Below are 14,014 nucleotides of genomic sequence, written 5' to 3'. Positions count from 1 at the left end.
AGCAGCGCCGCCTGCGCGTACGCGACGAACGACGGGACGATGTCCACTTCGGCCTCCTCGTCCTGGGCTGCTGCCTGATGCTCTTCCGTCGCCTTCAATCCTGACTTTTGTTAGGCGCTCTAAGCGAGAATGGCTCCAATCCTGGGTTCGACAGCACCTGCCCTGTTATCCGGGGGGAGTTGCTGGAGAGCCGCCATCCGAATGGACGCCTCCATCGGGAACTCCTCCATCAGGCAACGAGGGGGGGCGAGGCTTACGAGACGGAGGCCAGGGGTGCTGGGCTTGCCACTCTGGACGCGTGAAGAAGGGCGGGTCTTCGGCGGGCGCCATGTCCATGCGATCGAGATCACTGAGCTCATAGAGTTGCCCGCTGCCTGCATCTTCGTTCTCGCCTGCATCGGGGATCGAGGGGGAGGGAAGCTCCTCGGGTTCATCGCTGTCTACCCGCCTGAGGATGCGACCATCGATGCTGATGGCGTATTTGGCACTCCAGTCCAAGGGAGCGGCCTTGAGCGCGCACTCCTCGGAGGCGTAGTCCGGGGAAATTTGAACAAAAATGATATTTTCCTGGCGGATGACCTCGTAGAGGAAATCCCTGGGTCTGCTCCAGCAGGGATTGTGGCCATCATATGAAGGGATGAAGTCCCGGGCTGCAATCATCATGGCTTGGACTATCGGGCCATCGATGAGAAGCTTCTCGTCGGACCGGCCGAGCCGCATCCCTCCAGACTCAAAAACTTTCGGGAATTGGATGGATTCATCATACTGCGGCGCTGGGTGGAGTGCTGGACTCCGCGCGCAAGTGACGAGAGCAAGAACGGCGAGGAGTGGCAGACTTCTCATAGAGCACCCACCGTAGGGCAGCGGGCCTTCTCTTCCTTGATGGTGGGAGCACTCAATGAGTCACTGGACAACCACTTGACGACGTGGGTCTGTGTGCAACTCCATTGTTTGCCATTTCGGGTCCACTTCAAGAACCTGCCGGTATAGGGCGTGTATGCATAGAAACCGTCGCATGTCGGATTTTCGTGCCCGTTCGAGAAGAACGCGACAAGGGCAAGACGCCGCTCGGGATCTTTCGTCTTGGGTTCGAAGCCATGTTGATTCCCTTGGCCCACAAGGTAGAGAACGTCATCTTCGGAGATCCGGTTATCGAAGGTGTGATTGTGAAGAACGACGATGTATTGGATGCTCTCCGGTGGGTAACGACGATCCTCCACGAAGGAAGGAAGAATACAGTGCTTGGCCTTTCCAGTGGGCTCAGGGGTTGCTTGATCAGTCAGGAGGCTGATTTCGTATTTATTATCTGGCGTGTAATACATCCAGGCGCAATATTCCGTTGCGGCGCGCCAGCGCAAATGGAACGCCTCTTGCTCCTCGAGCAGAGCAGTTTTAGGGGGCCTTCGGCCAGCGCTTGCACGCGGCTTCGTGAAAATCTTCCTGCAGGCCGCGAACAGTGCCTCCGAGTAGGAGTCGTATGACCCGAGCATGGGCCCTGGAATACTCTCAAGGCGAGGCCCTCCAGGCGGAGGACGCGCGATGTCGGCATCAATCTCCTCTGGGGCGGGAGCGAGGGCTCTGGAGGAGCACCCCAGAACGGCACAAACTGCCGGGCCGAGGAGGCATCGCCGCCATTGCAGGAGTCTGAGCATGGGGTGGGATGTTAGCACCCCCCTTTTGCCCTCCTCTATGTCCGTCTCGCAGTGGGGCTGCCGGAGGTCAGGCTCGGCGGCCGACGCCAGTGCATTCGCTACCCGGCGATGTCTCTTCAGCAGGAACTTCGAGGACTGCGCGGGTGTAGGCTGTGAGAATGTGGATACGTCGAAGCCTTCCTGCGCTGATCTCACTGTGCGTTTCTCTCGCCCTGGCTGGATGTGCCCGGTCGGCGCAACGCCCGGCGCGGCCAGATGATTCCGTGCTCCCGGTCATCCTTCTCTCGATCGATGGCCTGAAGCCGGATTATGTGCTGGAGGCGGACCGTCACCACCTGAAGGTACCGAACCTGCGGCGCCTCGTGAGGGAAGGCACCTTCGCTTCAGGCGTCACCGGTGTCGCGCCGACGCTCACCTACCCGAGCCACACGACACTCATCACCGGCGTCTCGCCGGCTCGGCACGGGATCTTCATGAACTCCCCCTTTGATCCTTTCGGCAAGAATCAGGGAGGGTGGTTCTGGTACAGCGAAGACATCCAGGCCCCGACGCTCTGGGATGTAGCGGGCAAGGCGGGGCTGGTGACGGCCAGCATCGACTGGCCTGTCAGCGTGGGAGCCAACGTCCGCTACAACATCGTCCAGTACTGGCGCGCCTCGACGCAGGATGATCACAAGCTGGCGCGGGCACTCTCGACCAGCGGGCTGCTGGACGAGGCTGAGAAGGACTGCGGTCCTTATCCGACAGGCTATGCCTACCTCCTCCCAGACGATGCGCGCCGCGCGAAGTTCATCTCGTGGATGATCGAGAAGAAACGACCGCACCTGCTGACCGGCTATTTCTCCTCGCTCGACGAGGAGCAGCACCTCACCGCGCCTTACAGTCAGGTGACATTCGACACGCTGGAGGGCTTGGACACGCTTATCGGAGAAGTCCGCGCCGCCGCTGAGCGCGCCTACCAGGGCAGGTTCGTGCTCGCCGTGGTCTCGGACCACGGCCATACCCTTGCCGCCAACGAGCTTCATCTGAACGCCGCGCTGCGTGCAGCGGGTTTGATCGAACTGGATACGCAGCAGAAGGTGAAGTCGTGGCGCGCCTTTGCGTGGGCCTCGGGTGGCTCGGCCAGGGTCATGCTCCGAGACGCGGGTGACGAGGATGCGCGTGGCCGTGTTCGCGAGATGCTGAGAAGCCTGGCCGCCAGTTCGAGCAGCGGCATCGAGCGCGTGCTCGAAGGTGAATCGGTGAGCGTGCTAGGCGGCTTTCCGGGAGCAGCGTTCGTCGTCGCGCTCAAGCCGGGCTTCAAGGCTGGCAGCGGTCTGAATGGGGAGACGATGCGGATGGGAAACGCAGGAGGTACGCATGGGTACCTGCCTGGCCCGCGTGACATGGAGGCCGCGTTCTTCATCGTGGGCCCAGGGATCGCGGCTGCTCGGGACCTGGGGAAGATCGACATGCGCGACATCGCGCCGACGCTCGCTGGAATCCTGAGGCTCTCTCTGCCCTCGGAAGGGCGGGATCTCTTTCGCTGAACAACCCGCCGCCAGGGGCACCCTGGGCGGGGTGTGTTCACGTCGGGCGTCTTTCATTCGGCGCAGAGGGGGATGCTCCACAACCCCTCACCCACACCCTCCTGGCTGGCGGCGAAGTAGAAACGTGTTCCCGCAGTCCCCGTGTGAGAGGGATTGGTGAGTTCGTCGTAGGAGACAGTCCCCTCGGGCGTGCCGTCGCTCATCCACGGGGTGATGCTCTTGTTGGGTTTCGCTGCGGAGAAGAAGGCGGACTGGCCCACGAGGGTAAGCTGGTAGATGAAGGAGTCGCGCTGTGCGGGTTGCACATCCGTGAGCCGGAATGTCCCCTCGGGGGTGCCGTCGCTCCTCCACAGCTCCAATCCACTCCCCTCGTCCCTGGCACTGAAGAAGAGCCGATCCTCCGAGGCCGTCAGGTTGTAGGGACCGCTGTTCAAGGGGCCGGCCGGGACCGGGCCGGAACCCGTGGGGCCGGGGAAGATGTCCTTGAGCAAGGACGTCCCTTCGGGAGTCCCGTTGCTCCTCCACAACTCGCTGCCGGCACTCTCCTCGTGAGCGGAGAAGAAGAGCTTGCCTCCCATGGAGGTGAGGTGGACGGGCGGCAGGAAGCGGTTGGTATCCGGAATGCCACCCCTCACGAGCACCGTTCCTTCGGAAGTTCCATCGCTTCGCCACAGCTCAGGGCCAAGGGTTCCGCTCTGTGCGACGAAGAAGAGCACGCCGTTCACGTCGGTGAGTTCGCCTGGAGACGAGCTGGCGATGCCCGGGGCGAGATCCTTCACGAGCACCGTCCCCTCGACGGTCCCATCGCTCTTCCAGAGCTCGTAGCCGCTGCCACCATCCGCGGCGAAGAAGAGCGTCTCTCCAATCACGGCCAACGGATGTTGCGAGCTGGAAGTCTCGCGAGACGGAGACACGGCGTCCAGGGGCCACGTGCCGTCCGGCGTGCCATCACTCCTCCACAGCCGTGGGGCCTGGTTGGCCTGCTCCGAGACGAAGAAGAGTGTCTTGCCCGCTTGGATCAGGTTCAGCACACGCGAGCCGCTAGCGGGAGGGACGACGTCCTTCACGGCCACCGTTCCCTCGGGCGTCCCATCACTTCTCCAGAGTTCGCTCCCTTCGCCCTGGGCGTTGACGGCCAGGAAGAAGAGGGTCCCGTCCATCACGGTCATGTAGCCCAGCGTCGGCCTCGGCGCACAGGGCCAGCTCGGCTTGGGAGGCTGGCAGGAGTAGGAGTCGTTCGCGAAGATCGACTTCACGAGCGTTGTGCCTTGCTCTGTCCCGTCGCTCCGCCACAGCTTGCCCACAGTGTTCGGAGCCGCGGCGGCGAAGAGGAACGCACCCTTCAGGTCGGCGACCTGACGGGGGGCATCGTCGGGGGCAATGGGAAGGGCCTTCACGAGCTGAGGGGGGCCACAGGGCCGGACTCGAGTGGGCGGTACGGGCTCGGGGACGGGGTCCTTCTTGCACCCTGCCGCCAGGCAGAGCAGGACGAGCCACACGGAGCTTCGGGCCATCATGGGGTGCTCCTGGAGATGCAGCTCGCCAGGGAGAGTGCGCGGAGTTCACGTCCGGTGGTTCCGTCCGAGGCGATGAAGAAGAGTTCATCTCTCAGCCGCGTCATCCCCGCCGGGAACGAGCCTGTCAGGCCCGGGAACAGATCTCCCGCACGTCGCGGCTCCTGAGCCGTGCCATCGGTGAACCACAGCTCGCGACCGCCGCTGGCATCATCGGCGTTGAAGAAGAGCCTCCCCTCCACCTCGGTGAACTCGATGGGAGCCGAGCTTGCGGGCCCGGGGAGGAGATCCGCGACCAGGGTGGTCCCCTCCAGGGTGCCGTTGCTCCTCCACGGCTCGCGGCCCAGGCCAGAGGCCTCGGCGCTGAAGAAGAGCGTGGACCCCATGGCCGTAAGGTGCAGGGGAACAGAGCCAGCGGGGCCTGGCTGGAGATCCGCGACGAGCGAGGTGCCGGCAGCGGTGCCGTCGCTGTGCCAGAGTTCGCGTCCCGTCTGTCTGTCTTCGATGGTGAAGAAGACCTGTCCATCGCCCGCGGTCAGCTCTTCGATGTACTGACCCTCGGGAGTGTCGAGGATCTCCTTGACGAGGACGGTTCCCTGCGGCGTCCCGTCGCTCTTCCAGAGCTGGTTCCACCGCGCGAAGAAGACGGTTTCGTTCACAGCGACGACCGAGGACACCTTCCTGACAGAATCCTCCTCGCTCAGCCGGAAGGTGCCGGCGGGTGTTCCGTCGCTCCTCCACAACGTGGATTGAAAGCCGCCGATGAAGAAGAGGGTGTTGCCCACGGCGAGCATGCGGGACGGCGGGGGGGGAAGGCCTTCGAAGTCTGTCTCGTCGAGGGAGAAGGTGCCCGCCGGGGTGCCATCCGTCCTCCAGAGCACGGCGCTGGAGCGCGGTCCCCCGGCACGGAAGAAGAGCAGCCCCGCGGCCGGAACCGGAGTGAGGAGATCTGCCTTGATGATGGGGTGAGTCGGGTCGGCGCTCTCGACGAGGGTCGTGCCCGAGGGCGTTCCATCGCTCTTCCACAGCGTGTACCCACGCCCATCGATGAAGGCCGTGAAGAAGAGCGTTTCCCCCAGGGGCGTGAACTCCAGGGGCGCCGGCCCGTCCGGATGGGGGAAGATGTCCGCGAGGCGCAGGGTGCCGGCGGCCGTGCCGTCGCTTCGCCATGGCTCCGAGCCAGAGCTGCCATCGTTCGCCACGAAGAAGAGCTGTTGTCCCACGGCAACCAGCTCGCCGGGAGGAGAGGTTGCGCCAGGCGAGATGTCCTTGACGAGCCTCACGGGTCCGCAAGCAGGGCGCTCGTCACCCGCGTTCTTCTGCCCAGCCGTCAGAGCGCACAGCATGAGCACGATGGAGCGATAGGACATCATGGCCATCCCTTGCCGCGCCTCCCGCGGCGGCTTCACCCCAGTGTGACCAGAGAGCGCGAGCGCGGCAAGAGTGTCTCTCCTCGCTGCGGGACTCGGGGCTCTTCGCAGGAGTAGGTCTCCGGCCAGGCCCCATGCCATGCTTTCGGTAGAGAGGGAGGCACATGGATATGGACGATGTGACGCAAATCGGCCTCATCGGGGACTGCAGTCCGGAAGTCCGGGCCCATGCCGCCATTCCGTTGGCGCTCCAGCTGGTCTCGAGTGAGCTGGGGCGCATCATCAGCGTGCGGTGGTTCCTCACGGACTCGCTGCGAGCGGAAGGGGGACTGTCCTCCATGGACGGGCTGTGGTGCGTTCCAGGCAGCCCCTACGCGAGCATGGAGGGGGCGCTTCGGGCCATTCGCTTCGCCCGCGAGGAGGGCATCCCCTTTCTGGGGACGTGCGGCGGCTTCCAGCACGCGCTCATCGAGTACTTCCGGAACGTCCTGGGCCTGACCGGCGCTGATCACGCCGAGTCGAATCCCCAGGCGGTCATGCCGGTCATTGCGCCCCTGTCGTGCTCTCTCGTAGGGGTGACGGGAGACATCCTCCTGTCACCGGGCTCTCGCGTCGCGGAGTCCTTTGGAGGGTCCCGAGCCCGGGAGAGCTACCACTGCAACTACGGCTTCAACGCGACCTACCTCTCGCGGCTGCAAGGCTCGGCGTTGAGCGTCTCCGGTGTGGATGAAGAGGGCGCGGTCCGGGCCGTGGAGCTGGCGGATCACCGCTTCTTCGTGGGCACCCTGTTCCAGCCGGAGCTCTCCGCCTTCTCCGGTGTCATTCATCCGCTGATCCGCGCTTTCGTGCGCGCCGCGACGGAGTTTCATCGGTCGCGGCCCGAAGCTCCGTGAGCGACGGCGTCCATGACGCACGACAGCATTTGAGCAGAAATTCCTATCGATTCCCCTCGAAATATTTCATGGTCAGGCTGTCTCTCACCGGTGAGGTTGTCACCTCCGGAGTGACCCGGGCGCGTGAAGCCTCACGTCTCGAAGAGGAGCCAGCAAACGATGATTCGTCCGATCCTCGTATCGATCTGCGCGTGCCTTCTGCTCGCTGCTTGCAACGACGACGACGAGCCCAAGCCCCCCCCTGTCGAAGATCCTGACGACAACCCCGTCCCCCGCGGCGCTACCGTACCCTGGGATGAGTACGAGGCCGAGTCGGGCACTTCCTCGGGTGGCGCCACGCTCGAACAGACCACCAGTGGCCCGTGGCTGGAGGGCACGCTCTCCGGCGAGGCCTCGGGCCGCAAGGCGGTGACACTGCATGGTCCCACCGACGCCGTCGAGTGGACGAGCCGCGTGAAGGCAAACGCTGTCGTGGTGCGTTACAGCGTGCCGGACGAGAAAGAGGCCCATCTGGATGTCTACGTGAATGGTGCGAAGGTCGGCACGCTCACCGTGAACTCGGATTTCGCCTGGCTCTACACCGGCCCGAACAACACCGAGACACACAACGCCTTGCCGCGCCAACAAGTGGATGAACTCCCCCAGAACCCGAGCGCCAGCGACGAGGGCTTTGGGCTGAAGCTGCCTTGGAACTCCGCGCACCACATCTACGATGAGGCGCACGTGCTGTTGGCGACCGACGGCAAGGAGACCATCAAGGTGGGCGATGTCGTGAAGCTCGTCTCGCCAGATGCCTCCGCGGCGCTCCCCGTCACCATCGACTTCATGGACCTCGAACTCGTGCCGGCGCCCCTCTCCGCCCCGGCGGGCTATGTCGTCGTGAGCCAATTCACCGAAGCAGCGGTGGTGCAGGCCCTCCAGGACGCCGTGGCGGGCGGAAAGCCTGGCATCTTCCTCCCGCCGGGCGACTACGTGATGTCGCACGTGGATCCGGCGAAGCCCAAGGTCTACGTCCCCGCCGGCCTGACCGTGCAGGGCGCCGGCATGTGGTACACGCGCATCGTGCCCCCGCCCACGCAGGAGGTGGGCTACAACTACGAGTTCGGTTTCCGTCTGAGTGGCGACAACATCACCTTCCAGGACTTCGCCATCTTCGGAACCTGGCGCAACCGGACGGTGCGCTACAACAAGGCTGCGGCGGATATCGGCAACTGGCCGTGGGACAGCTATGACGGCATCGGTCGCGCATTCGACCGCTACATGCACAACAACGCGGTCTTCAAGCGGCTCTGGATCGAGCGGATGATCGTGGGTGGCTGGGTCGAGGGCGGCAACAACCTCCTGTGGGAGGACTGCCGGTTCCGCAACACCATCGCGGACGGCATCAACCTCTGCAATGGCACCACCAACTCGCGGATCGTGAACTGCACGGCGCGAAACAACGGCGACGATGCCTTCGCCATGTGGTCCGCCATCACCTGGGACAAGGCGCCCATTCCTGAGACGCCCTGGGTTCACCAGCCCGAGGGCCCCGACCAGGGCAACGTCATCGAGCGCTGCACGGCGGGTCTGATCTGGCGGGCCGCTGGTTTCGCGGTGTACGGCGGCCACGACAACGTGATCAAGGACTCGGTGGTCTACGACACCCTGCGCTACCCGGGCATCACCGTGGACAACGAGTTCGCGCCGCAGCACGAGTTCTCCGGGATCACCACCATCCAGAACATGACGGTCGAGCGCTGCGGAGGCCGCATGTGGTGGGACGATGACGGAGTGCAGGGAGATGAGGCCGCGCGGCGGAAGTATGGCGCGGTGTGGTTGTTTGCAGCCAACCCGTATTCTCCGGCGGCGCCGTATTCATTCATCCGTTTCCAGGGCATCCGGATGAAAGACATCGATATCATCGACCCTGTCTATTCCGGGATCCTGGTTCAGACCACGCAGGGGCAGCGGATCGAGAACACCGAGTTCGACGGCATCCGTATCGTCATGGAGAAGTCAGGCGAGGTCGGCATGACGGCCAATGACTCGCACAAGGCACCGCCCAGCCCGCTGAGTGGAAAGATCGCCACCACCGGTTCGATCACCGTGAAGAACTCGAGCATCACCGGCTCCCGGGCAAACTCCGGAAGCCTGATCTCGAAGGATGATGTTTCCACCGGCACGTTCTCGTTCAAGGACGGTGGCGGGAACAGCTGGACGGGCGAGCGGTAGCGATCGGCCGCAAGGGATGAAGCAAGGCCCCGGAGCGCTATCAGGCGCTTCGGGGCTTTCTCTTTTCAGCCGTTCCCCTGTCACAACAGGCTACTGGACCTCGATCTCACCGATGATGGTCTCGGGCCCCGGCGTGCCGTTCACCGTCCACCAGGCCGTGTTGCAGGAGATGTCCTGGCCGTAGTGGACGCGGAGAGTGTAGGTGCCCGGCTGGGTGGGAGCCGGCAACGAGAGCTGGCTGTGCCCTGAGTCACCCGACATGGGCATCCCATCGTACACACACGCCAGGGGCTGTTGCGGCACCGCCGGATCCGAGGACACCAGGCCGACGATGATCTGGTCGTAGCATCCCGGGCAGTTCGTGTCCTGGACGGAGTAATCCAGGTCGAGCAGGAAGTTCTGGCCCGCGGGCACGGTGGCACTCGGGATGATGGAGCCGTTGATGCTCACGTTGCTGAGCGTGAAGTGGAAACCCATGTCGATGGAGGCCGGGCTCGGCACGTTGTCGATCTTGCTGCACAGGAAGCCGACCTGGTCCACCCAGTTCCCCGCATGGCCGTAGATGCCGGTGATGGCACTGCCTGCCGGGCAGGCCTCGGTCCAGAGGTCGCCTTCACGTCCCAGCGGGCTGAGCGTGCTGTCGAAGCCGCCCGTGGCGTCCTTCAGGCGCGTGGCGGTCGAGCACTGGGCGCCCACCTGGCGTGCCCACGGATCACCGCCAAGCAGCTCCTCCGTCATGATCTGATCGTCGGGGCAGCTCCCAGACGAAGGCCATCCGCCCCAGCCACCTCGCTCGGGCGTATAGGCGGTGTCGCCCAGGGTTCCATCGAGGTTCAGCTTGCGGCAGATGAGCTGGACTTGATCCAGCCAATCGCCGCTGCGGATGCTCAAGCCCGTACCCACGTAGCCAACCGGGCACGAGTCCGAAAACTCGTTCCCTCCGCTACCTCCCGTGGGGGAGAGCGTGGTGTGGATCTCGGGATCCACGGTGAGCGGCGCGGCTCGAGTCTCCACGCGCGAGGGTTCGGGATTGCCGGAGGACTCGGACAGTTCGGGGCCACAGCCGACGAGTCCTCCCACGAGGAAGGAGGCGGTGAGCAGGCCAATGCTTCGGTGAATCGACTTCATGGTGTTCTCTCCCATCTGACAGCGAAGGCACCGTTGCCGGTGCGCTGGCGAGGTGAGCCAGCGATGGGAGGCATTGCAGGTGGCGCGCCATCGGTGGCCACAAGGCTACAAACCCATTCATAGAGGGGAGAGCACCCTGCGCGGCGGCAAGTTATTGCCAGGGAGGGTTGCCAGACCCTTCCGTCTGGCAACTTCTTGCGGCCTCTGCTTTTCAGGGAGGGCTGGCAACTCCACGAAGTACGTGGACATAGTCACCAAGCAGGTGGAAGGGCACTTCGCCCGACTATGTCCAAAGAATTCGTGGACACTCCACTAGATAAAAATGGAAACCTTGCTTTGTGCGTCAAAGAGGTGAGCCTGTGCCGAGGAAGCAGCTCGGGCAGACGCGCTGGATCAGTAGCGGACCGGACTCTCGCGCAACGCCCGATAGACTTCCGTTCGCTGGCCGTCGACGGTGGCACCCGCGAAGCCCAGCATCGGTGCGAGGCGCCGATTGTACTCTGCCGGGAAGCTGTGCGTTGGCTTCGAGACCTCGTCGAGCTTCGCGAGTTGATCGCTCGTCAACTTCACGTCGAATGCGGCGAGATTGGCGCGGAGCTGCTCCAGGCGCCGCGCACCGATGATCGTCGACGTTACTCCCGGGCGGCCTTGAACCCAGGCCAGCGCGACGGCGGCGGGGTGGGCATTGGCTTCCGTGGCGACAGCGTGCAGCACGTCGATGACCCGGTAGTCCTTCTCGGAGGGGCTGCCGACCACCATGTCGCGCTTGGTGTCGACGGGGCCCGTGTTCGCACGCGAGTATTTGCCCGAGAGGAACCCGCTCCTGAGCGGGCTCCAAGGCGTCACGCCAAGGCCGTACTCCTGGGCCATCGGGATGAACTCGCCCTCCACGGTACGCTCGAGGAGCGAGTACTCGATCTGCAACGCGATCAAGGGGGACCAGCCGCGGAAGTGGGCGAGGGTCTGCGCCTCGGCGACCTTCCAGGCGGGCATGTCGGAGAAGCCCAGGTAGCGAACCTTGCCCGCGGTCACGAGGTCATCCATCGCACGCAGCGTCTCCTCGACGGGAGCCGTGCGGTCCCAATTGTGGAGCCAGTACAGGTCGATGTAGTCCGTCTGCAACCGGCGCAGCGATGCCTCGCACTGGTGGACGATGCCCTTGCGTCCGGCACCGCCTCCATTGGGGTCGCCGATGTGGAGGTTGCAGAAGAACTTGGTGCCGATGACCACGCGGTCGCGGCGGGCGGGTTGCCGTGCGAAGAAGTCTCCGATGATCTTCTCGGAGTGGCCGTTGGTGTAGATGTTGGCGGTGTCGATGAAGTTGCCGCCGCGGTCGAGGTACTCGGCGAGCATTGCCTCGGACTCCGAGATGCTGGTGCCCCAGCCGTTGTCTTCGCCAAAAGTCATCGCACCCAGGCACAACGGGCTGACGCGCAAGCCCGAACGGCCCAGGGTGACGTAGGAATCAAGTGACACGGTGTCTGCTCCTCCATGCATGTGGCGTTCATCGCCAGCCCTCACAAGAGCACTCCATGGATGAGCATCGGTAGAGCGATACTGCCGGACTCTTGCACGATCCTGCCAGGCCTGGGCGTATCGGACAGAGGCGGGTTGCGCTGCGGCATCCGCGGTGTTTCATTCATCGGATGGACGCACTCGATGACTTGCGCGCACTCATCGCCCTCTACGCGGGTGGGCAATACCGGCAGACCTCACTCGAAGGTTTGAAGGTGATTTCGTCGGACAGGCCCACGCTGCCCATGAGCGGCGTGACGAGCCCTGTGCTCGGGATGGTCGCTCAAGGGTACAAGCGTACGGTGCTGAATGACTCCGTGTTCACGTATGGCCCGGGTCAGTATCTCGTGGCGTCGCTCGAGCTTCCGGTGACCGGGTACATCGTGCGTGCCAGCCGTGAAGTGCCGTTCCTCGGACTGAGCCTGGCGTTGAACCCATCCGTAATTGCCGAGCTCTTGCTCGAAGCGCTCCCCATGGAGCGCGGGGCTGGCCAGGCGTCGGCCATTGGCGTGAGTGACGCATCCGCGGAGTTGCTCGATGCGTTCGTGCGCCTGCTGCGGTTGCTCGATCGACCCATGGACATGCCAGTGCTGGGGCCGATGATCGAACGGGAGATTCTCTGGCGGCTCCTCTCCAGCAGGCAGGGTGCGATGGTGCGGCAGATCGGTCTGGCGGACAGTCGGCTGTCGCAGATCGGGCGCGCGATCCGGCGGATCCGCACGGGCTACGCGGAGAACCTTCGCATCTCCGAGCTGGCGCGGCTCGCCGGCATGAGCGTCACGTCCTTTCACCGGCACTTTCGCGCCATCACCTCGATGAGCCCGCTGCAGTACCAGAAGCAGATTCGGCTGAGGGAGGCGCGAGCACGCCTCATCGCCGAGGCGGGGGATGTCGCGTCGGTGGGCTATGCCGTCGGCTATGAAAGCCCGTCGCAGTTCAGCCGCGAGTACCGGAAGCTGTTCGGTGCTCCTCCTGGAAAGGACGCGGCGCGTCTGCAGCAGGCCTCCTACGAGGTGACGAACTTCGTCTGAGGTGGGCGCAAGTCAGCCGGCGCATCCCATCTTCTGCCTTCAATAATGACGTTGACAATGAGAATCAACGGCATCTATGGTACGCCGCGTTGTTTCCGTGAGCGCTCCCTATCCATGAGGCGAGAACGTGGCACTTGGTCGTTCCCAGAAGATGATCCTCTCGGTGGCATTGCTCCTGGGCGTGACTGCGCTCTTCGTGGCGTTCGCCGTCCTGAAGCCATCGCCGCCCGAGACGTCGCCGGTGGAGAAGGCGCCTCCGTCCGAGCGCAAGGCTGTGCGGCACTCACAGGGCGAGACGCTCGTCGCCATGCGGCCGTCTCGCGTGCTGGTCTTCGATCTGGCCGTTCTCGACATCCTTGATGCGCTCAAGGTCCCCGTTCTCGGCGTGGCCAACACGGTGCGCCCGGAGCACCTCACGGGCTATGGAGACCCTCGCTACCTGCAGGTCGGCACCTTGTTCGAGCCCGACTACGAAGCGGTGAACGCGGCCCGCCCCGATCTGATCCTGATTGGAGGCCGCTCCAGCGCGAAGTACGCGAGCCTCTCGAAGATCGCGCCCACCGTCGATCTGAACGTCGACCCTGGCCACTATCTGGAGTCCGTGCTCGAGAACACCACCCTGCTGGCGGGCCTCTTTGGTAAGGAGGCGGAGGCACAGGCGTTGGGCGACGATGTGCGCAAGCGCGCGCAGGCCTTGAAGGCCGTCGCCGCTGGAAAGGGCAAGGGTCTCATCGTCATGACGACAGGCGGCAAGATGAGCGCCTACGGGCCGGGCTCGCGCCTGGGCGTCATCCACGACGACCTGGGAGTCCCTGCCTCGGTCGAGAGCCTGACACCGTCCAACCACGGCGAGTCCATCAACGCCGAGTTCATCTTGAAGGCGAACCCGGACTGGCTCTTCGTCGTCGACCGCGATGCGGCCATCGGGGAGCAAGGGGGCGCCCGCGCCATCCTGGAGAATGAGCTCGTGAAGCAGACCACTGCCTGGTCGAAGGGCCAGGTGGTCTACCTCGATCCAAGAAACATCTACCTGGCTGGCGGAGGCATCCAAGCGCTCACGCGGCTCATCGAGCAGCTGGACGATGCCTACAGCAAAGCACGCTGAACTCGTGTCGGGTGAGGACCAGCGACCAGTGCCCGCGACCGGCGCCCCAGCGCGGCACGCTCG

General features: G+C 64.2%; 11 protein-coding genes. 5 read left to right on the top strand and 6 right to left on the bottom strand.

Annotated elements, in window-relative coordinates; genetic code table 11:
- Nucleotides 1-165: 165 nt before the first annotated feature.
- On the bottom strand, nt 166-720 hold the full coding sequence (locus KY501_RS45630; protein ID WP_224371097.1) for a hypothetical protein: 555 nt from the start codon (nt 718-720) through the stop codon (nt 166-168).
- A 119-nt stretch (nt 721-839) separates the two neighbouring features.
- Complete coding sequence (locus tag KY501_RS45625) at nt 840-1,358, bottom strand: hypothetical protein (protein ID WP_224371095.1); 519 nt, start codon at nt 1,356-1,358, stop codon at nt 840-842.
- Nucleotides 1,359-1,915: 557 nt separating this feature from the next.
- On the opposite strand from KY501_RS45625, the gene KY501_RS45620 reads away from it, so the two are divergent.
- Complete coding sequence (locus tag KY501_RS45620) at nt 1,916-3,181, top strand: alkaline phosphatase family protein (protein ID WP_224371093.1); 1,266 nt, start codon at nt 1,916-1,918, stop codon at nt 3,179-3,181.
- 53 nt (nt 3,182-3,234) lie between these two features.
- Here the strand turns inward: KY501_RS45620 and KY501_RS45615 are convergent, their stop codons facing one another.
- Nucleotides 3,235-4,698 carry an ELWxxDGT repeat protein gene (locus KY501_RS45615; RefSeq protein WP_224371091.1) on the bottom strand — a complete coding sequence of 488 codons (1,464 nt, stop codon included), beginning with the start codon at nt 4,696-4,698 and terminating at the stop codon, nt 3,235-3,237.
- A complete protein-coding gene (locus tag KY501_RS45610; RefSeq protein WP_224371089.1) occupies nt 4,695-6,074 on the bottom strand; it encodes an ELWxxDGT repeat protein in 1,380 nt (459 codons plus the stop codon). The genes KY501_RS45615 and KY501_RS45610 overlap by 4 nt, the downstream gene beginning before the upstream one ends.
- A 155-nt stretch (nt 6,075-6,229) precedes the next feature.
- On the opposite strand from KY501_RS45610, the gene KY501_RS45605 reads away from it, so the two are divergent.
- Nucleotides 6,230-6,958 carry a CTP synthase C-terminal region-related (seleno)protein gene (locus tag KY501_RS45605; RefSeq protein WP_224371087.1) on the top strand — a complete coding sequence of 243 codons (729 nt, stop codon included), beginning with the start codon at nt 6,230-6,232 and terminating at the stop codon, nt 6,956-6,958.
- A gap of 159 nt (nt 6,959-7,117) precedes the next feature.
- Nucleotides 7,118-9,172, top strand: a complete 2,055-nt coding sequence (locus tag KY501_RS45600) for a secreted glycosyl hydrolase (RefSeq protein ID WP_224371085.1) — start codon at nt 7,118-7,120, stop codon at nt 9,170-9,172.
- A gap of 90 nt (nt 9,173-9,262) precedes the next feature.
- On the opposite strand, the gene KY501_RS45595 is transcribed toward KY501_RS45600, so the two are convergent.
- Together KY501_RS45595 and KY501_RS45590 are read right to left on the bottom strand one after the other, a co-directional pair.
- Nucleotides 9,263-10,300 carry a jacalin family lectin gene (locus KY501_RS45595; protein WP_224371083.1) on the bottom strand — a complete coding sequence of 346 codons (1,038 nt, stop codon included), beginning with the start codon at nt 10,298-10,300 and terminating at the stop codon, nt 9,263-9,265.
- A 393-nt stretch (nt 10,301-10,693) separates the two neighbouring features.
- Nucleotides 10,694-11,776: an aldo/keto reductase gene (locus tag KY501_RS45590; protein ID WP_224371081.1), complete on the bottom strand. Its 1,083-nt coding sequence runs from the start codon at nt 11,774-11,776 to the stop codon at nt 10,694-10,696.
- Between the two features lie 170 nt (nt 11,777-11,946).
- Here KY501_RS45590 and KY501_RS45585 point away from each other — a divergent pair, with 170 nt between their 5' ends.
- Both KY501_RS45585 and KY501_RS45580 read left to right on the top strand, forming a co-directional pair.
- Nucleotides 11,947-12,846, top strand: a complete 900-nt coding sequence (locus KY501_RS45585; RefSeq protein ID WP_224371079.1) for an AraC family transcriptional regulator — start codon at nt 11,947-11,949, stop codon at nt 12,844-12,846.
- Nucleotides 12,847-12,973: 127 nt separating this feature from the next.
- Nucleotides 12,974-13,951: a siderophore ABC transporter substrate-binding protein gene (locus tag KY501_RS45580; protein WP_224371077.1), complete on the top strand. Its 978-nt coding sequence runs from the start codon at nt 12,974-12,976 to the stop codon at nt 13,949-13,951.
- The last annotated feature ends 63 nt before the right edge of the window (nt 13,952-14,014 follow it).

This window comes from Hyalangium versicolor (assembly GCF_020103695.1).
GTDB classification, from domain to species: domain Bacteria; phylum Myxococcota; class Myxococcia; order Myxococcales; family Myxococcaceae; genus Hyalangium; species Hyalangium versicolor.
Note: the sequence above shows the minus strand (reverse complement) of the source record. Positions and strands in the feature narration are given on the sequence as shown.